The 17,758-nt window shown below is 74.4% G+C and carries 17 protein-coding genes and 2 pseudogenes; 12 read left to right on the top strand and 7 right to left on the bottom strand.

Annotated features, from left to right (window positions below):
- Positions 1-2 precede the first annotated feature (2 nt).
- On the top strand, positions 3-1,748 hold the full coding sequence (locus tag AC1VL8_RS18075; RefSeq protein WP_483076132.1) for a glycoside hydrolase family 13 protein: 1,746 nt from the start codon (positions 3-5) through the stop codon (positions 1,746-1,748).
- A 56-nt stretch (positions 1,749-1,804) separates the two neighbouring features.
- Here AC1VL8_RS18075 and AC1VL8_RS18070 read toward each other — a convergent pair whose 3' ends face one another.
- Complete coding sequence (locus AC1VL8_RS18070; RefSeq protein WP_483076131.1) at positions 1,805-2,470, bottom strand: AMIN-like domain-containing (lipo)protein; 666 nt, start codon at positions 2,468-2,470, stop codon at positions 1,805-1,807.
- 356 nt (positions 2,471-2,826) lie between these two features.
- On the opposite strand from AC1VL8_RS18070, the gene AC1VL8_RS18065 reads away from it, so the two are divergent.
- The 11 genes and pseudogenes from AC1VL8_RS18065 to AC1VL8_RS18015 all read left to right on the top strand — a co-directional run bounded on the left by AC1VL8_RS18065 (position 2,827) and on the right by AC1VL8_RS18015 (position 14,573).
- Positions 2,827-4,692, top strand: a complete 1,866-nt coding sequence (locus AC1VL8_RS18065) for an acetolactate synthase large subunit (RefSeq protein WP_483076130.1) — start codon at positions 2,827-2,829, stop codon at positions 4,690-4,692.
- Positions 4,693-4,712: 20 nt separating this feature from the next.
- The gene (gene ilvN / locus AC1VL8_RS18060) at positions 4,713-5,237 is read left to right on the top strand and encodes an acetolactate synthase small subunit (RefSeq protein WP_389234964.1); all 525 of its coding nucleotides are present in this window, start codon (positions 4,713-4,715) and stop codon (positions 5,235-5,237) included.
- 33 nt (positions 5,238-5,270) lie between these two features.
- Positions 5,271-6,300: pseudogene (gene ilvC / locus AC1VL8_RS18055) on the top strand (ketol-acid reductoisomerase).
- 145 nt (positions 6,301-6,445) lie between these two features.
- Positions 6,446-7,003, top strand: coding sequence for an ASCH domain-containing protein (locus tag AC1VL8_RS18050; RefSeq protein WP_483076129.1), 558 nt, complete (start codon positions 6,446-6,448; stop codon positions 7,001-7,003).
- Between the two features lie 44 nt (positions 7,004-7,047).
- A complete protein-coding gene (locus AC1VL8_RS18045) occupies positions 7,048-8,091 on the top strand; it encodes a 3-isopropylmalate dehydrogenase (protein ID WP_389234973.1) in 1,044 nt (347 codons plus the stop codon).
- Positions 8,092-8,203: 112 nt separating this feature from the next.
- Positions 8,204-9,313 carry a branched-chain amino acid aminotransferase gene (locus tag AC1VL8_RS18040; protein WP_483076128.1) on the top strand — a complete coding sequence of 370 codons (1,110 nt, stop codon included), beginning with the start codon at positions 8,204-8,206 and terminating at the stop codon, positions 9,311-9,313.
- A gap of 379 nt (positions 9,314-9,692) precedes the next feature.
- A pseudogene (gene cimA / locus AC1VL8_RS18035) lies at positions 9,693-11,253 on the top strand (citramalate synthase).
- Between the two features lie 98 nt (positions 11,254-11,351).
- A complete protein-coding gene (locus AC1VL8_RS18030) occupies positions 11,352-12,053 on the top strand; it encodes a DUF1361 domain-containing protein (RefSeq protein ID WP_483076127.1) in 702 nt (233 codons plus the stop codon).
- Between the two features lie 94 nt (positions 12,054-12,147).
- Positions 12,148-12,966 carry a sensor domain-containing protein gene (locus AC1VL8_RS18025; protein ID WP_483076126.1) on the top strand — a complete coding sequence of 273 codons (819 nt, stop codon included), beginning with the start codon at positions 12,148-12,150 and terminating at the stop codon, positions 12,964-12,966.
- A 44-nt stretch (positions 12,967-13,010) separates the two neighbouring features.
- On the top strand, positions 13,011-14,087 hold the full coding sequence (gene lplAB / locus AC1VL8_RS18020; protein WP_483076125.1) for a lipoate-protein ligase LplAB: 1,077 nt from the start codon (positions 13,011-13,013) through the stop codon (positions 14,085-14,087).
- 87 nt (positions 14,088-14,174) lie between these two features.
- Positions 14,175-14,573: a YccF domain-containing protein gene (locus AC1VL8_RS18015; RefSeq protein WP_483076124.1), complete on the top strand. Its 399-nt coding sequence runs from the start codon at positions 14,175-14,177 to the stop codon at positions 14,571-14,573.
- Between the two features lie 3 nt (positions 14,574-14,576).
- Here the strand turns inward: AC1VL8_RS18015 and AC1VL8_RS18010 are convergent, their stop codons facing one another.
- From AC1VL8_RS18010 to AC1VL8_RS17985, 6 genes are all read right to left on the bottom strand, one after another.
- A complete protein-coding gene (locus tag AC1VL8_RS18010) occupies positions 14,577-14,930 on the bottom strand; it encodes a DUF202 domain-containing protein (protein WP_483076123.1) in 354 nt (117 codons plus the stop codon).
- Positions 14,927-15,292, bottom strand: a complete 366-nt coding sequence (locus tag AC1VL8_RS18005; protein ID WP_483076122.1) for a YidH family protein — start codon at positions 15,290-15,292, stop codon at positions 14,927-14,929. The genes AC1VL8_RS18010 and AC1VL8_RS18005 overlap by 4 nt, the downstream gene beginning before the upstream one ends.
- The gene (locus AC1VL8_RS18000) at positions 15,289-16,041 is read right to left on the bottom strand and encodes a YggS family pyridoxal phosphate-dependent enzyme (RefSeq protein WP_483076121.1); all 753 of its coding nucleotides are present in this window, start codon (positions 16,039-16,041) and stop codon (positions 15,289-15,291) included. Before AC1VL8_RS18000 ends, AC1VL8_RS18005 begins: the two co-directional genes overlap by 4 nt.
- Positions 16,042-16,164: 123 nt before the next feature.
- Entirely contained in the window at positions 16,165-16,656 is a 492-nt protein-coding gene (ybaK, locus tag AC1VL8_RS17995) for a Cys-tRNA(Pro) deacylase (RefSeq protein ID WP_483076120.1), read from the bottom strand.
- 67 nt (positions 16,657-16,723) lie between these two features.
- Positions 16,724-17,104, bottom strand: a complete 381-nt coding sequence (locus tag AC1VL8_RS17990) for a hypothetical protein (protein WP_483076119.1) — start codon at positions 17,102-17,104, stop codon at positions 16,724-16,726.
- A 20-nt stretch (positions 17,105-17,124) separates the two neighbouring features.
- Entirely contained in the window at positions 17,125-17,739 is a 615-nt protein-coding gene (locus tag AC1VL8_RS17985) for a VIT1/CCC1 transporter family protein (RefSeq protein ID WP_483076118.1), read from the bottom strand.
- Between the last annotated feature and the right edge of the window lie 19 nt (positions 17,740-17,758).

Below are 17,758 nucleotides of genomic sequence, written 5' to 3'. Positions count from 1 at the left end.
GCATGGCCTTCACCGTCGAGGACGCGCCCTGGTGGACCCGAGCCACCGTCTACCAGATCTACCCGAGGTCGTTCCAGGACTCGGACGGCGACGGGATCGGTGACCTGCGGGGCGTGCTGTCCCGCCTCGACCACCTGGAGGCGCTGGGCGTCGACGTGGTGTGGCTGTCGCCGATCTACCGCTCGCCGCAGGACGACAACGGCTACGACATCAGCGACTACCAGGACGTCGACCCGTCGTTCGGCACGCTGGCCGACCTGGACGAGCTGATCGCGGCGCTGCACGACCGCGGGATGAAGCTGGTGATGGACCTGGTGGTCAACCACACGTCCGACGAGCACCCGTGGTTCGTCGAGAGCCGGTCGTCCGTCGACAGCCCGAAGCGCGACTGGTACTGGTGGCGCCCGGCGCGCGAGGGGGCGGTCGCCGGCGAGCCCGGCGCGGAGCCGACCAACTGGCACTCGTTCTTCTCGGGGTCGACCTGGGAGCTGGACGAGGCCACCGGCGAGTACTACCTGCACCTGTTCAGCCGCAAGCAGCCAGACCTCAACTGGGAGAACCCCGAGGTCCGCCGGGCCGTGCACGCGATGATGCGCTGGTGGCTCGACCGCGGGGTCGACGGGTTCCGGATGGACGTCATCAACCTGATCTCCAAGGACACGTCGCTGCCCGACGGCCCCGTCGTCGCGGGCGTGTGGGGCGACGGGTCCGCGTCCTACACGAGCGGGCCGCGGATCCACGAGTTCCTGGCGGAGATGCACCGCGAGGTGTTCGCGGGCCGGTCCGACCGCCTGCTGACCGTGGGGGAGATGCCCGGGGTGACGGTCGAGCAGGCGCGGCTGTTCACCGACCCGGCGCGCGCCGAGGTCGACATGGTGTTCCAGTTCGAGCACGTCGGGCTCGACCACGGGCCGGGCGGGAAGTTCGACCCGCGGCCGCTGCGGCTGACCGACCTCAAGGCGACGTTCGGCCGCTGGCAGCACGGGCTGCAGGACGTGGGCTGGAACAGCCTCTACTGGGACAACCACGACCAGCCCCGCGTGGTGTCGCGGTTCGGGGACGACGGGCGGTACCGCCGGGAGTCCGCGCGGGCGCTGGCGACCCTGCTGCACCTGCACCGGGGGACGCCGTACGTCTACCAGGGCGAGGAGCTCGGGATGACGAACGCGCACTACGACCGGTTCGACCGGTACCGGGACATCGAGTCGCTGCGGCACGTCGAGCAGGCGCGCGCGCTCGGGTCGGCGACCGACGAGCAGCTGCTGGCCGGGCTGGCCGCGATGAGCCGGGACAACGCGCGCACGCCGGTGCAGTGGGACGCGTCGCGGCACGCCGGGTTCACGACCGGGGAGCCGTGGCTGGACGTCAACCCGAACCACACCGAGGTCAACGCCGAGGCGGAGCGCGCCGACCCGCGGTCGGTGTTCCACCACCACCGGGCGCTGATCGCGCTGCGCAAGTCCGACCCGGTGGTCGCGCTGGGCGACTTCACGATGCTGCTGCCGCATGACGAGCAGGTCTACGCGTACACGCGCTCGCTCGACGGCGCGACGCTGCTGGTGGTCGTGAACGTCTCCGGTGAGGAGCGCGAGGTGGACCTGGGCGACGCGTGGCCCGTGGACGGCGACGGCGCCTGGGGCCCGCTGGTGCTGGGCACGCACGACGACGACCCCGCGGGCCCGGACGGCGCGCGACCGGGGCCGGCGACGTTGCGGCCGTGGGAGGCGCGGGTGCACCGGCGCGGCTGAGGCCGCGGGGGGCGGAGGCGCCCGCACCCCGGCCGGGGCTGGGGTGCGGGGAGGTCTCAGCCCTGGACGTCCACGACCAGGCGGGTCGGGTTCTCCAGCAGGTAGGCGCGGAACGGCGCGGGTGCCCCGGTGACCCCGACGAGGGCCTGCGACTGCGCCTCGAAGGTGCCGAGGAGGACGGCCTCGCCGACGACCGTGGTGCCGGCGGCGGTGACCGGCTGCCGGAGGGGGAACTCGGTGGCGCCGGTCTCGAAGGGGTACGCCGCGCCCGTGACGACGACCTGGAGCACGGTGTCGCCGGCCAGGTCCACGGTCTCGCCGGTGGGGTCCTCGACGGCGGCGTCCACGTACTCGACGCGCCAGCCGGGGGTGCCGGTGCCGGCGAGCTCGAGGACGACGCGGTCGAACCCGTCGTGGTGCCCGACCCGGACGTCGGTCACGGTGAGCGCCGCGTCGCCGGCGGGCTCCGCGGTGTCCACGGCGGTGTCGGCGGGGAACGGCGGCGCCGCCGTGTCGGCGTCGGCGTCGCTGCCGTCGGCCGGTGGCGTCGCCGAGGGCGTGGGTGTGGCGGACGGGGCCGCGGCGGTCGGCGCGGTGCTGCCGGCCGGGGTGCCGGCGTCGTCGCCGGGCGCGTCCCCGCCGCCGCATGCGGCGACCAGGGCGAGCGCCGCGGCGGCCGTCAGCGCGAGGAGGGGGCGGCGTGCGTGCGTGGGTCCGCTCATGGAGCGAGGCTAGGAGGCCGTCCGTCGGACGCGCGTGCGCCGCGCCGCCGGGCTGCGGAACCGCCCGCCGCGCCGCGGCCCCGCCCCGGCCCCCGTTCACGAAGTGGACTCGTGGACCACGATGTGAGACGGCGCGGGGTCCGCGTGACACCGTCGCGGCCGGGGCGTAGTGTCCTGGACATGCGGACGAACCTCCTCGTAGTACTTCCCGGGCGCGCAGGCTGAAGCCACCCCCCAGGAAGGCAACGCCCGCGCGCGCACCCCTCGTCCGGTCCGGCCCAGCCGGTCCCACCGGGCCCGAGGGGTTTTTTCGTGCCACCCCGCAGCTCCACCAGCACCGACGCCAGGAGACACCGATGGTCCAGGGCCCCCACCCGGCACCGCCCCGCCGGCCGGCCACCACGGCCGCGACCGAGCACGTCCGCCCCGCTGCCGAGCCCGCCGCGTCCAGCCGGCCGCGCCCCGTCGTCACCGAGCAGGTCACGGGTGCCAAGTCGATCGTCCGCTCGCTCGAGGAGGCCGGCGCCGAGGTCGTCTTCGGCATCCCCGGCGGCGCGATCCTGCCCACCTACGACCCGCTGATGGACTCCACCCGCCTGCGGCACATCCTCGTGCGGCACGAGCAGGGCGGCGGCCACGCGGCCACCGGCTACGCGCAGGCCACCGGCCGCGTCGGCGTCTGCATGGCCACGTCGGGCCCCGGCGCGACCAACCTGGTCACCCCGATCGCCGACGCCAACATGGACTCGATCCCGCTGGTCGCGATCACCGGCCAGGTCGCGGCGCCGCTGATCGGCACGGACGCGTTCCAGGAGGCCGACATCGTCGGCATCACGCTGCCGATCACCAAGCACAACTACCTGGTGACCGACCCCGCCGACATCCCCCGGACCATCGCCGAGGCGTTCCACATCGCCTCGACCGGTCGGCCCGGCCCCGTGCTGGTGGACATCGCGAAGTCCGCGATGCAGACCGACACGACGTTCTCCTGGCCCCAGCAGCTCGACCTGCCGGGCTACCACCCGGTGACCAAGCCGCACGCGAAGCAGATCCGGGAGGCCGCTCGGCTGCTGGCGACCGCCCGCCGTCCGGTGCTGATGATCGGCGGCGGCGTGATCCGCTCCGGCGCTGCCGCCGAGCTGCGCCGCCTGGTCGACGCCTCGGGCGCCGCGGCGGTCACCACGCTGATGGCCCGCGGCGCGCTGCCCGACAGCCACCCGCAGAACCTCGGGATGCCCGGCATGCACGGCACGGTGGCCGCGGTGGCCGCGCTGCAGAAGGCCGACCTCGTGGTCGCCCTCGGCGCGCGGTTCGACGACCGGGTCACCGGCAAGCTGTCGTCCTTCGCGCCCAACGCCGCCATCGTGCACGCGGACATCGACCCGGCGGAGATCGGCAAGAACCGCGCCGCGGACGTGCCGATCGTCGGCGACCTGCGCGAGGTCATCACCGACCTGCTGCCCGAGCTCGCCAAGGAGCACGCGCACCACGGCAAGCCCGACCTGGCCGCCTGGTGGCACCAGATCGACTCGTGGCGCGAGACCTTCCCGCTCGGGTTCGACGAGCCGACCGACGGGCACCTCGCCCCGCAGCACGTGATCTCCCGGATCGGCGAGATCTCCGGCCCGGAGGCGATCTTCGCGGCCGGCGTGGGGCAGCACCAGATGTGGGCCGCGCAGTTCATCCGCTACGAGCGGCCGAACTCGTGGCTGAACTCCGGCGGGCTCGGCACGATGGGCTTCTCCGTCCCCGCGGCGATGGGCGCCAAGGTCGGCGACCCGTCGCGCACCGTCTGGGCGATCGACGGCGACGGCTGCTTCCAGATGACCAACCAGGAGCTCGCGACCTGCACGATCAACGAGATCCCGATCAAGGTCGCGGTGATCAACAACTCCTCGCTGGGCATGGTCCGCCAGTGGCAGACCCTGTTCTACGAGTCCCGGTACTCCAACACCGACCTCAACACCGGCCACGGCACGGTGCGGGTGCCCGACTTCGTCAAGCTCGCCGACGCCTACGGCGCCGTGGGGCTGCGCTGCGAGACCCGCGCCGACGTGGACGCCACCATCAAGCGCGCGCTCGAGATCGACGACCAGCCCGTGGTCGTGGACTTCACCGTGTCCCGCGACTCGATGGTGTGGCCGATGGTCGCCGCCGGCGTGCCCAACGACGACATCCAGTACGCGCGGGGCATCAGCCCGGCGTGGGACCGCGAAGACTGAGCGGGGAGAAAGAGCAGATCATGAGCCGTCACACCCTCTCCGTGCTCGTCGAGAACAAGCCCGGCGTCCTCACCCGCGTCGCCGGCCTGTTCGCCCGGCGGTCGTTCAACATCCACTCCCTCGCGGTGGGCCCCACCGAGCACGACGAGATCTCCCGGATCACCGTCGTGGTCGACGTGGACCAGCTGCCGCTGGAGCAGGTCACCAAGCAGCTGAACAAGCTGATCAACGTGCTGAAGATCGTCGAGCTCGAGGACGCCGCCTCCGTGCAGCGCGAGCTCCTGCTGGTGAAGGTGCGCGCCGAGGGCGCCACCCGCACCCAGGTGCTCGAGGTCGTCGACCTGTTCCGCGCGCACGTCGTCGACGTCGTGCCCGACACCGTCACCATCGAGGCGACCGGCGGGCCGTCGAAGCTCTCCGCGCTGCTCGCGGCGCTCGAGCCGTTCGGCATCCGCGAGATCGTCCAGTCGGGCACGGTGGCCATCGGCCGCGGCCCGCGCTCCATCACGGACCGGGCGCTCGAGCGCGTCAGCCGGTCCGCCTGACCTCCCACCACCCGATCACCAAGGAGAACCATCGTGGCTGAGCTGTTCTACGACGACGACGCCGACCTGTCGGTCATCCAGAACAAGAAGGTCGCCGTCATCGGCTACGGCAGCCAGGGGCACGCGCACGCGCTGAACCTGCGCGACTCGGGCGTCGACGTCACCGTCGGTCTGCGCGAGGGCTCGGCCTCCCGGGCCAAGGCGGAGAACGAGGGCCTCGCGGTCGCGACGGTCGCCGACGCGGTCAAGGGCGCCGACGTCGTCGTCATCCTCGCCCCGGACCAGGTCCAGCGGCACATCTACCGCGACGAGATCGCCCCGAACCTGCGCGCGGGCGCGGCCCTGGTGTTCGGCCACGGCTTCAACATCCGGTTCGGCTACATCAAGCCCGAGGCCGGCCACGACATCGTCATGGTCGCCCCCAAGGGCCCGGGCCACCTCGTGCGCCGCGAGTACGTCGACGGCCGCGGCGTGCCCGTGATCGTCGCCGTCGAGCAGGACGCGTCCGGCGCTGCCTGGCAGCTCGCGCTGTCCTACGCGAAGGGCATCGGCGGCCTGCGTGCGGCCGGCATCAAGACCACGTTCACCGAGGAGACCGAGACCGACCTGTTCGGCGAGCAGGCCGTCCTGTGCGGCGGCGTGTCCCAGCTGATCCAGTACGGCTTCGAGACGCTGACCGAGGCCGGCTACCAGCCCGAGGTCGCGTACTTCGAGGTGCTGCACGAGCTCGAAGCTGATCGTCGACCTCATCTGGGAGGGCGGCATCACCAAGCAGCGCTGGTCGGTGTCCGACACCGCCGAGTACGGCGACTACGTCTCCGGTCCCCGGGTCATCACGCCCGAGGTGAAGGAGAACATGAAGGCCGTCCTCGCGGACATCCAGAACGGCGTCTTCGCGGAGCGGTTCATCGCCGACCAGGACGCGGGCGCCCCCGAGTTCCAGGAGCTGCGCGCCAAGGGCCAGAACCACCCGATCGAGCCCGTGGGCCGCGAGCTGCGCAAGCTGTTCGCGTGGGTGAAGCCCTCGGACACGGACTACGTGGAGGGCTCGGCCGCGCGCTGACGGCCGCGCACCCGCGCTGCTGACGCCGAGACAGGACTCCCGCGCCGAGACAGGACCTCCTACGGCCCTGTCTCGGTCGGGAGGACCTGTCTCGGCGTCGGCCGTTCCCGGGGAGACACGAGCGGCGTGGGGGAGGATGGGTCGCATGACCGACGACGCCGCCGCCAGCACGCACGCCGACGAGATCCTCGCGTTCTGGGAGGTCGCCCGGGTCCGGGCCGGCGTCGTCCGGGTCGCCGCCGTGGCGGGGCCGGGGGTGTCGGGGTCGATGGTGCCGCCGACCTGGACGTTCGGCGACGACCCCGGGCTCGCCGACCGCCTGCTGGGCCTGGTGCTCGCGGGGGAGAAGACCGCGACGTCGTCCGCCCTGGTCGAGTACGAGCTCGCGGGCGAGGCGCTCCCGCAGCGCGGCGACCTCGCGATCGTGCTGGACAGCGCGGGCCGACCGGCGGCCCTGGTCCGCACGACCGCCGTCGACACCGTGCCGTTCGACCAGGTCGACGAGGACCTGGCGGCCGCGGAGGGCGAGGGCGACCGGACGCTCGCGTCGTGGCGCACCGAGCACGAGGCGTACTGGCACCGGGCGCTGGAGCCGCTCGGCGCGGCGTTCGCCCCGGGGATGCCCGTCGTGACGGAGCGGTTCGAGCTCCTGTACCCCCGGCCCGGCGACCGCGGCCCGTCCGCGCCGGTGTCCGAGGCCTGAGACGGCCGTCCCGTTCCGTAAGACGCGCGACTAGGGTGTCCGGCATGGCGCAGCAGATCAACCTGGCAGTCGTCGCTGGTGACGGCATCGGTACCGAGGTCGTGGAGCAGGGGCTCCTCGCCCTGGACGCGGCGCTGTCCGGCTCCGGCTCGACGGTCACCACGACGGAGTACGACCTCGGCGCGCGCCGCTGGCACGCCACGGGCGAGACGCTCACCGACGCCGACCTCGCGGCGATCCGCACCCACGACGCGATCCTGCTCGGCGCGATCGGCGACCCGGGCGTCCCGTCCGGCGTCCTCGAGCGCGGGCTGCTGCTCAGGCTGCGGTTCGCCCTGGACCACTACGTGAACCTGCGCCCCTCCAAGCTCTACGCCGGCGTGGCGTCCCCGCTGGCCGACCCGGGCGAGGTCGACTTCGTCGTCGTCCGCGAGGGCACCGAGGGCCCGTACGTCGGCAACGGCGGCGCCATCCGTGTCGGCACCCCGCACGAGGTCGCCAACGAGGTCAGCGTCAACACGGCGTTCGGCGTCGAGCGCGTGGTCCGCGACGCGTTCGCCCGGGCCGCCGCCCGCCCGCGCAAGAAGCTGACGCTGGTGCACAAGCACAACGTGCTCGTGCACGCCGGGCACCTGTGGCGCCGCACGGTCGAGGCCGTCAACGCCGAGTTCCCCGACGTCACGGTCGACTACCTGCACGTCGACGCCGCGACCATCTTCCTGGTCACCGACCCGGCCCGGTTCGACGTGATCGTCACCGACAACCTCTTCGGCGACATCCTCACCGACCTCGCCGCGGCGATCGTCGGCGGCATCGGGCTCGCGGCGTCCGCGAACATCAACCCGGACCGCACCGCGCCGAGCATGTTCGAGCCCGTGCACGGCTCCGCCCCGGACATCGCCGGGCAGGGCAAGGCCGACCCCACCGCGACCGTGCTGTCCGTCGCGCTGCTGCTCGAGCACCTGGGCGAGGCCGACGCCGCCGCCCGGGTCGAGGCCGCCGTCGCCGCCGACGTCCTCGAGCGGGCCGGCCGAGTACGCACGACGGCCGAGGTGGGCCAGGACCTCGCCGCGCGCATCGCCGGCTGATCCGCTCCGGGCGCCCGCCCCTCGCCGCAGCCGCGTCGAGGGGCAGCGCCGTGCCCATCCGGCCGTCGCCCAGGTACCGTCAGACCGACTCCTGGTGAAAGGCCGCAGACTCATGAGCACCTCCGACACGACCGACCTGGCCGCACCCTTCGAGGTGCGCCCCTCCGACAGCCCGCGGCCCGACGCCGAGCGGGAGTCGCTGCTCGCCACCCCGAAGTTCGGCACCGTCTTCACCGACCACATGGCGCGCGTCACCTGGACCGAGGGCCTGGGCTGGCACGACCGCCGCGTCGAGAAGTACGGCCCGCTGCAGCTCGACCCCGCGACCGCCGTCCTGCACTACGCGCAGGAGATCTTCGAGGGCATGAAGGCCTACCGGCACGACGACGGGTCGGTCTGGACCTTCCGCCCGTGGGCGAACGCCGAGCGGCTGCAGCGCTCCGCCCGCCGGCTCGCCCTGCCCGAGCTGTCCACCGAGGACTTCCTCGGCTCGGTCACCGCCCTCGTGCGGACCGACGTCGACTGGGTGCCGTCGGGCGAGGAGACCTCGCTGTACCTGCGGCCGTTCATGTACGCGTCCGAGGCGTTCCTCGGCGTGCGGCCCAGCCTCGGGGCCGAGTACCTGGTCATCGCCTCCCCGGTCGGCTCCTACTTCGCGGGCGGCGTGCAGCCGGTGTCGATCTGGGTGTCCCAGGACTACGCGCGCGCCGCGGCCGGCGGCACCGGTGCGGCGAAGTGCGGTGGCAACTACGCCGCGAGCCTGCTGCCCCAGCAGGAGGCCTACGCCCGCGGCTGCGAGCAGGTCTGCTTCCTCGACGCCGCGACCGGCACCCTGATCGAGGAGCTCGGCGGCATGAACGTGTTCGTCGTGCACGCCGACGGCTCCGTGTCGACCCCGCGCCTGACCGGCTCGATCCTCGAGGGCGTCACGCGCTCGTCCATCCTGCAGCTGCTCACCGAGGACGGCCGCGAGGTCACCGAGCGGGACATCCCGCTGACCGAGCTGCTCGCCGGCCTGCGCGACGGCAGCGTCGCCGAGGTGTTCGCCTGCGGCACCGCCGCGGTGGTCACCCCGATCGGCCGGCTCGCCGGCACCGACTTCGACGAGACCGTGGGCGACGGCCACGCCGGGCCCGTCATGCAGAGCATCCGCACCCGCCTCACGGACATCCAGTACGGCCGCACCGCCGACACCCACGGCTGGATGCACCGCCTGGTCTGACGCGTCGTCGTCGGCCCCGTCCGCCCGCGCGTCTCGCGGGCTGGGCGGGGCTGACGCCGGGCGTGGCGTGTGTCACGATGGGGTCGTGACCGACCTCCGACCGATCGTCATCGCGTAGCGCGTCCGCCCACCACCGCGGACGCGCCGACCTCCCGAACCCGGGGGGTCTTTTTGTTGCTCCACCCCGTGCACCACCCCGGCACCGCACGCCGTCCTCGTCACCTCGCCGAGAGAAGAACGACCCGTGACCGCAGAGCCCACGCAGCCCACGCCCCCCGCGCGCCTGCCCCGCACCGGGACCGCCCACCCCGCCGCCGGCGGGCCCGCCGCGTTCGACGTCTACGACACGACGCTGCGCGACGGCGCCCAGCAGGAGGGCATGAACCTGTCGGTCGCCGACAAGCTCGCGATCGCGCCGCTGCTGGACGAGCTCGGCGTCGGGTACATCGAGGGCGGCTGGCCGGGCGCGATCCCGAAGGACACCGAGTTCTTCGCGCGCGCGGCCGAGGAGCTCGACCTGCGGCGCGCGGTGCTCGCGGCGTTCGGCGCCACCCGCAAGCCGGGCGTCCGGGCGTGGGACGACGCGCAGCTGCGGGCGCTGCTCGACTCCGAGGCGCCGGTGGTCACGCTCGTCGCCAAGAGCGACTCCCGGCACGTCGAGCGGGCGCTGCGCACCACCGGCGCGGAGAACCTGGCGATGGTCGCGGACTCCGTCGCGCTGCTCGTCGGCGAGGGTCGGCGCGTGGTCGTCGACGCCGAGCACTTCTTCGACGGGTTCCGGTTCGACCCCGCGTACGCGCGCGACGTCGTGCTCGCCGCGGTCGAGGCCGGCGCCGAGACGGTCGTGCTGTGCGACACCAACGGCGGGATGCTCCCGACCGGGATCACCGAGGTGGTCCGCGACCTGCGCGCCGCGCTCGGCACCGCCGACCGGCTGACCCGGCTCGGCATCCACGCGCACAACGACTCCGGCTGCGCGGTAGCGAACTCGATCGCGGCGGTCGAGGCCGGCGCCGTGCACCTCCAGGGCACGGTCAACGGCTACGGGGAGCGCACCGGGAACGCCGACCTGCTCGCGACCGTCGCGAACCTCGAGCTCAAGACCGGCCGCAGCGTCCTGGTCCCGCCGCCCGACGGCCCCGGCGGCCTCGCGGAGATGACTCGGATCGCGCACCAGATCAGCGAGATCACCAACATCGCCCCGTTCGCCCGCCAGCCGTACGTCGGCGCGAGCGCGTTCGCGCACAAGGCCGGGCTGCACGCGTCGGCGATCAAGGTCGACCCCGACCTCTACCAGCACATCGACCCGCAGGCCGTCGGCAACGACATGCGGATGCTCGTCTCGGAGATGGCGGGCCGCGCGTCCATCGAGGCTCAAGGGCCGCGAGCTCGGGTTCGACCTGGCCGGCCGGCACGACGTGCTGACCCGGGTGACCAACCGGGTCAAGGACGCCGAGGCGCAGGGCTACACCTACGACGCCGCCGACGCCTCCTTCGAGCTGCTGCTCGCCGAGGAGGTCGACGGCGCCCGCCCCGGGTACTTCCGGGTGGAGAGCTGGCGGACGATCGTCGAGCGTGCGGGCTCCCGCGGCACCCCGGCGACCGCCGAGGCGACCGTGAAGCTGCACGCCGGCGGGGAGCGGATCGTCGCCACCGGTGAGGGGAACGGTCCCGTCAACGCCCTGGACCACGCGCTGCGGCTCGCGCTGCAGCGGGTGTACCCGGAGCTCGCGGCGTTCGAGCTGATCGACTTCAAGGTCCGCATCCTCGACGCCATGCACGGCACCGACGCGGTGACCCGGGTGCTGATCGAGACCAGCGACGGCCAGACCGCCTGGTCCACCGTCGGGGTCGGGCCGAACCTGATCGAGGCCGCCTGGGAGGCGCTGACGGACTCGGCGATCTGGGGCCTGCGGAACCGGGGCATCGTCGCGCGTTGAGTACCGTGCTGCCGTGACCTCGGGCGACGTCCCCCTGCCCGCTACGGTCGGAGGCAGATCGCCCGGGCCGGCCGGGCGCGCGGCGGCGGGAGCCTGCGGTGATCAACGACACGGTGCTGGGCGCGATGGGCATGAACGTGCTCGCCGTCGTGCTCGTCCTGGCGCGCGCACGCGTCTTCCGCGCGCGCCTGTACCGGCCCATGCTGCTCAACATCGGGCTGTCGGTCGCACCCCTCCTGGTGCTGGGGGTCGGGCTCGGGGTGGGCGCGCTGCTGTCCGTCGCCGGTGTGCCGGCCGCGGTGCTCGTCGTGCTCGCGGTGCTCCTCCTGCTGGTGTGGCTCCTGCTGCTGCCCAACGCCGGGTACCTCATCACGGAGCTCAACCTGTCGCACCGGCGCGCGGACGACGGGGTCCCGGAGTGGTACGACGTGCTGCTCGTGCTGACCCTGGCGATGTCCGGCGTGCTCAACATGCTGGGCAACGTGCTGCTGGTCCAGCTGGTCTACGCGGCGCTGCGGTACGGGGACGTCGCCGCGCTGGTGAGCACCGAGGTGCGCGTGCTGACCGGCGTGACGCTGCTGCTCGCCGCGTTCGGCATCTACCTGGGCCGGCACGTCCGCGTGAACACCTGGGACGTGCTGCACCCGTGGTCGCTCGTCGCGCAGGTGCTGCGGCACCTGCGCGAGCGCGGGCGTGCCGCGCAGGCGGTCGGGTTCACTGCGGTGGCCGGGGTGTTCTTCGGGCTGATGCACCTGGTCGTCGTCGGCCCGGTCGTGCAGGCGCTGGTGCTGCGGGCCTGAGCCGCGCGGCCCGGACCGACCTCCCCCCGTCGCGAGCGCCCCGTCCCGCCCGTAGCGTGGCGGAGGACACCCCCCGTCACGAGGAGGACGGTCCATGCCCGACCGCACGCCCGACGCCCCCACCGCACCGGACCGCTCCCGGTTCTGGCCCTGGCTGGTCGCGCTGGTGGCGGCGCTGGTGGTCGCGGGGCTGGTGGCGTGGCGGCCCTGGTCGCCGGCCCCGTCGCCGGACGCCGGGGCGACCCCGACCGCCGCGGGCACGGCGTCCGCGCCGGCGACGGCCGGCCCGACCGCGCAACCCGCACCCGGGGCCTCCGTGGCGCCCGGGTTCGACGCCAGGACCGCCGCCGGGCTGTTCCTCACCGACGCCGAGCTGGCCCGGGCGGTCCCGGACGCCGCGGGGCTGAGCCTCGCCGACGCCGAGGGAGCCCGGTGGGGGCTGCCGGAGGGCTCGGTCGTCCAGCCCGCGTCCTGCACCCCGGCGGTGACGGTCGTCGAGCAGGAGCCGGAGGTGTTCCTGCGCCGGTTGGCCACGTCGGACGTGGTGGTCGTGCTGCAGACGGTCGCGGTGCTGCCCGACGCCGTCGCCGCGGGGGACGCGTTCGACGCGCTGGTGGGCACGCTCGGGGAGTGTGCGCAGTTCCAGCAGGTGACGCCGGGCGTCGACGGCGGCTCGTGGACCGCGGAGCCGCCAACCACCGACCGCGGCGCGGTGCCGACCACCGCGCACCGGCAGGTGCTCACCGCCGAGGGTGCGACCAGCCCCGAGGTCGAGGTGACGGCGCTCGCGGGGAACGCCCTCGTGACGACCACCGCGTCGTCGGTCGATCCGGCGGGCGACCCCGGGGACCCCGCGGTGCTCGCCGAGGTCGCCGCGTCGGCCGCCCAGCGGGCGCTGGACTCCCTGGGCTGAGGACCGCGCCCACGCCCGCCGGTCGGGGGCCTACGATCGGGACCGTGCGCGGTGAGTACAAGGTCCCCGGTGGCAAGCTCGTGGCGGCTGACGTGGAGGTGGTCGACGGTGCGCTCGCTCAGGTGAGCGTCAGCGGCGACTTCTTCCTCGAGCCCGACTCCGCGCTGGCGGTGATCGACCAGGCGCTGCGCGGGCAGCCCGCGCAGGCGCGCGTGCCGGACCTGACCGCCGCGATCGAGGCCGAGCTGCGCCGGGCCGAGTCCGACGGCCGGGTCGAGTCGCCCGTGCAGATGGTCGGGTTCACCGCCGAGTCCGTCGCCATCGCGGTGCGCCGCGCGCTCGGGCACGCGACCGGGTGGCAGGACCACACGTTCGAGCTCATCCACCCCGGCCCGCTGCCGCCGGCCGTGCTGGGCGCGCTGGACCAGGTGCTCACCGAGGAGCTCGCCGCCGGCCGGCGCGGACCAACCCTGCGGTTCTGGGAGTGGGAGGAGCGCGCGGTGTTCATCGGCTCGTTCCAGTCGCTGCGCAACGAGGTCGACCCCGAGGGCGTCGCGAAGCACGGGGTCACCGTGGTCCGGCGGATCTCCGGCGGCGGCGCCATGTTCATGGAGTCCGGCAACTGCATCACGTTCTCGCTGGTGGTGCCCGCGTCGCTGGTCGACGGCCTGTCGTTCGAGCAGTCCTACCGGTTCCTCGACGACTGGGTGATCGGCGCGCTCGCCGAGGTCGGGGTCACGGCGACGTTCGCCGGGCTCAACGACATCGCCTCGCCCGCGGGCAAGATCGCGGGCTCCGCGCAGAAGCGGCTCGCCGGCGGCGCCGTCCTGCACCACATGACGATGGCCTACGACATCGACGCGGACAAGATGGTCGAGGTGCTGCGGATCGGCCGCGAGAAGCTGTCCGACAAGGGCACGGCCAGCGCCAACAAGCGGGTCGACCCGGTGCGCTCGCAGACCGGCATGCCGCGCGAGGCGGTCATCGACGCGTTCATCGCGTACTTCCGCTCCCGGTACACCACGGTCGACGGCGCGCTGCGTCCCGAGGAGCTCGCCCGGGCGCAGGAGCTCGTGGCGGAGAAGTTCGGCAACCCGGAGTGGACCGCGCGGGTGCCGTGAGCCCGGACGGTCCCGTGTCGGCGGACCAGGGGCGGCTCGGGGTGGTCCCGGATACCGCGGGCGCGCCGGGTGGGCGAGGCTGAGGGGGTGAAGGCACTCCTCAACCTCATCTGGCTCGTGTTCGGCGGCCTGTGGCTCGCGCTGGGCTACGTGCTCGCCGGGATCGTCTGCTGCGTGCTGATCGTGACGATCCCGTTCGGCATCGCGTCGTTCCGGATGGCCGGCTACGCGCTGTGGCCGTTCGGCCGGACGGTCGTCGACCACCCGCGCGCCGGCGCGTGGTCCGCGATCGGCAACGTGATCTGGGTGCTCGTCGCCGGCTGGTGGCTCGTGCTCGGGCACCTGACCACCGCGCTCGCGCAGGCGGTGACGATCGTCGGGATCCCGCTGGCCGTCGCGAACCTCAAGATGATCCCGGTGTCGCTGCTGCCGCTGGGCAAGGAGATCGTGCCGACCGACCGGCCGTTCGCCGCGTACGGGCGGTAACGCTCAGCCGGCCGCGGCGTGCCGCAGCACGACGACCAGCGCCGCACCGCCCAGCACGACCGCCCCGGCGGCGGTCACGGCGAGCGGCCCGCCACCGGGCACGCGGGCGTCCGACGACGCGTCCAGCACCGCGGACCACCGCGCGGCCCGGCGCCCGCCCGCCCGGGCCAGCGCGACCGCCGCGAGCACCCCGACCGCGACCGGCAGCCACACCAGCAGTCCGAGCCACGGCTCCAGCACCCGCCCGCCGACCAGGGCGCCCGCCGCCAGCGCCAGCGCGGTGCGTCGCCACGCGAGCGCCGTCCGCTCGGGCTGTGCACCGGGCGCCGCGCCGGGCTGCGCGTCGGGTCCGGTCACCGCACCAGCAGCCCGACCAGCACCAGAGCACCGGCCAGCGCGACCCCGGCGGCGAGCGGCCCGCCCAGCACCGGCGCTGGCAGCGGCCGCCGCTCGCGCAGCGCCCGCTCCGCGCGTGCCCAGCCGAACCACGCCTGCACGGGCGCGACGATGCCGAGCACCAGCAGCACGAGCGACGCCGCCAGCCGCAGGTGCGGCTCGACGGGCAGGTCCAGCGCCTCGAGCGCCACGCCGCCCGCGAGCAGCGCCAGCGCGGTGCGGACCCAGGCCAGGAACGTGCGCTCGTTGGCCAGGGAGAACCGGCCGTCCGGCTCGGACCCGCGGGCGTAGACCTGCCGGGGGAACCGGCCGTCGTCGGTCATGCCGGCACCGGTGGGGCCGGCCGGGCGCCGAACACGGCGGTGCCGACGCGCACGACGGTCGCGCCCTCGGCCACCGCCGCCTCGAGGTCGCGGCTCATGCCCATCGACAGCTCCACGGCGCCGGCCGTGCCCGGCTCGCCGGAGTCGACGACCTTGTCCCGCAGATCGCGCAGCGCGGCGTACCCGGCGCGGACCTCGCGCTCGTCCGGGGAGTTCGCGCCGACCGTCATGAACCCGCGCAGCCGCAGCCGGTCGTGGCCCGCGACGGCCCGGACCAGGTCGATCGCGTCCCCCGGGGCGACACCGTGCTTCGTCGGCTCGCCGGACACGTTCACCTGCACCAGCACGTCGAGCACCCGGTCGGTGTCGGCGCACCGCCGGGCCAGCCGCTCGGCCAGGGCGGGGGAGTCGACGCTCTGCACGCAGGTCGCCCAGCGGAGCGCGGCGTTCACCTTGTTGGACTGCAGCGGGCCGATGAGGTGCAGCTCCGGCGCCAGGTCGGCGAGGTCGGGCGCCTTGGCCACCAGCTCCTGCACCCGGTTCTCCCCGAGCAGCACCCGATGCGCGTGGCCGGCGGTCGTCGCGGTCGCGGCGGCGTCGGCGAGCACGGCCTCCCGGACGGTCGCGGCGTCCAGGGTCTTCGTCGCCAGCAGCAGCCGCACCGACCCCGGCTCGCGCCCGGCGGCGGCCTCCGCGGCGGCGATCCGCCCCCGCACCCGCGCCAGCCGCTCCGCCACCCCACCCCCCATGCCCCCGACCCTAACGCCCCGCCCGCGCGGACCCGGGCGTCGAGGTCGAGGGTTCCACGCGAGGTCGAGGGTCTCAGCGCCCGATCGCGTCACGAACCCTCGACCTCGGCTGCCGAGCGCCGCTCAGTGGCGGGCGATGTCCGCGACGGTGGCCGACGTGAGGGCGATCAGGTCGGCGGGGGCCAGCTCGACGTCGAGGCCGCGGCGGCCGCCGGAGACGAGCACGGTGTCGAACAGCTCGACCGTCTCGTCGACGACCGTCGGGTGCGCGGTCCGCTGGCCGAGCGGGGAGATGCCCCCGACGACGTAGCCGGTCGCGCGCTCGGCGGCGGCGGGGTCGGCCATCGCGGCCTTCTTCCCGCCGACGGCGTGCGCGAGGGCCTTGAGGTCGAGCTTGCCGGTGACGGGCACCACCGCGACCGTCAGGGTCCCGTCGACGCTGGCCATCAGGGTCTTGAACACCCGGTCGGGCTCGACCCCGAGCACCTCGGCGGCCTCCAGCCCGTAGCCGACCGTGCTGCGCGGGTCGTGCTCGTACGGGTGCGCGGTGTGGGGGACCCCCGCGGCGGCGAGGGCGGCCAGCGCGGGCGTGCCGGAGGGTGCGTGCTTGCTCACCCCGTCATCCTACGAACGCCGCGCCGCGCGTCCGCCGTCGGCGTTCGACCTGGGCGGGAGACCGGGGTCAGCGGCGGGTGGTCGCCGCGGACGCGGACAGCAGGGCGCCGCCGAGCGCCAGCCCGGCGACGAGCGCGGCGCCGCCGAGCAGCAGCGCGCCCGGGTCGTCGGCGGCCGGCACGCGGACGACCGCCGCGACCGCCAGCGCCACCCCGCCGAGCGCCGCACCGGTCCCGAGGCACGCCAGCAGCGCGGGCCCGGGTCGGGCGGCGCGGTTCTCGGGGTCCACGAGCAGGTCGAACCCCACGGCCGCCGCTGCGGCGAGCGGCAGCAGCCAGGCGACCTCGGGGCGCCCGAACCACGACGGCACGAGCAGCAGCGCGGTGGCGGCGAGCAGGACGGCGGCGGCGCGGCCCAGCCCGGTGGTGGTGCCGGTCAGCCGGGTCATCCGGCCAGCGTAGGGCCGGGTCAGACCGCGAGCCCGACGAGCGTGCCGATGCCGTAGGTGATCGCCATCGCCAGCGAGCCGCCGACCACGTTGCGCAGGACGGCCCGGCCGGCGGGGGCGCCGCCGAGGCGGGCGCTGACGGAGCCGGTGACGACGAGCGCCACGACGACCGCCACGAACGTCGCGACGATCCTGCCGCCGCCCCAGGGCGCGAGCACGACCAGCAGCGGCACGAGTCCGCCGGCGACGAACGCGACCAGCGAGGCGAGTGCGGCGTGCCACGGGTTGGTGAGGCCGACCTCGGCGTCGAGCAGCCCGCGGTCGCGCAGGACGCGCTCGGCGTCGCGCTGGCTGCTGACCGACACGTACTCGCCGGCGGCCATCGACAGCGCGCCGGCGACCAGCGCGGCGACGCCGGCGATCGCGAGCGCGGACACGCCGGTCGAGGCGCCCGCGACACCCACGACGGTGGCGGCGATCGAGACGATGCCGTCGTTGGCGCCGAGCACACCGGCACGCAGCCAGTTGATCCGCTCGGCGGTCGGGAGGGTGGGGTCGGTCTCGCGCACGGGCACCTGCGCCGGACGCGCGGGGGTGCGGTCGGTGGTCAGCAGGAGGTTCGACAGCGTGCTCATAACGCTCACGGTAGGCCGT

This window comes from Cellulomonas sp. KU4C (assembly GCF_056868065.1).
Note: the sequence above shows the minus strand (reverse complement) of the source record. Positions and strands in the feature narration are given on the sequence as shown.

Excerpts from the sequence above, each read along its gene's own strand:
- AC1VL8_RS17990 (WP_483076119.1), bottom strand. The coding sequence starts at position 17,104 with ATGACCCGGCTGACCGGCACCACCACCGGGCTGGGCCGCGCCGCCGCC.
- AC1VL8_RS18025 (WP_483076126.1), top strand. The coding sequence starts at position 12,148 with ATGCCCGACCGCACGCCCGACGCCCCCACCGCACCGGACCGCTCCCGG.
- AC1VL8_RS18050 (WP_483076129.1), top strand. The coding sequence starts at position 6,446 with ATGACCGACGACGCCGCCGCCAGCACGCACGCCGACGAGATCCTCGCG.
- AC1VL8_RS17985 (WP_483076118.1), bottom strand. The coding sequence starts at position 17,739 with ATGAGCACGCTGTCGAACCTCCTGCTGACCACCGACCGCACCCCCGCG.
- ilvN (WP_389234964.1), top strand. The coding sequence starts at position 4,713 with ATGAGCCGTCACACCCTCTCCGTGCTCGTCGAGAACAAGCCCGGCGTC.
- AC1VL8_RS18070 (WP_483076131.1), bottom strand. The coding sequence starts at position 2,470 with ATGAGCGGACCCACGCACGCACGCCGCCCCCTCCTCGCGCTGACGGCC.
- AC1VL8_RS18045 (WP_389234973.1), top strand. The coding sequence starts at position 7,048 with ATGGCGCAGCAGATCAACCTGGCAGTCGTCGCTGGTGACGGCATCGGT.
- AC1VL8_RS18040 (WP_483076128.1), top strand. The coding sequence starts at position 8,204 with ATGAGCACCTCCGACACGACCGACCTGGCCGCACCCTTCGAGGTGCGC.
- AC1VL8_RS18075 (WP_483076132.1), top strand. The coding sequence starts at position 3 with ATGGCCTTCACCGTCGAGGACGCGCCCTGGTGGACCCGAGCCACCGTC.
- AC1VL8_RS18065 (WP_483076130.1), top strand. The coding sequence starts at position 2,827 with ATGGTCCAGGGCCCCCACCCGGCACCGCCCCGCCGGCCGGCCACCACG.
- AC1VL8_RS18000 (WP_483076121.1), bottom strand. The coding sequence starts at position 16,041 with ATGGGGGGTGGGGTGGCGGAGCGGCTGGCGCGGGTGCGGGGGCGGATC.
- AC1VL8_RS18005 (WP_483076122.1), bottom strand. The coding sequence starts at position 15,292 with ATGACCGACGACGGCCGGTTCCCCCGGCAGGTCTACGCCCGCGGGTCC.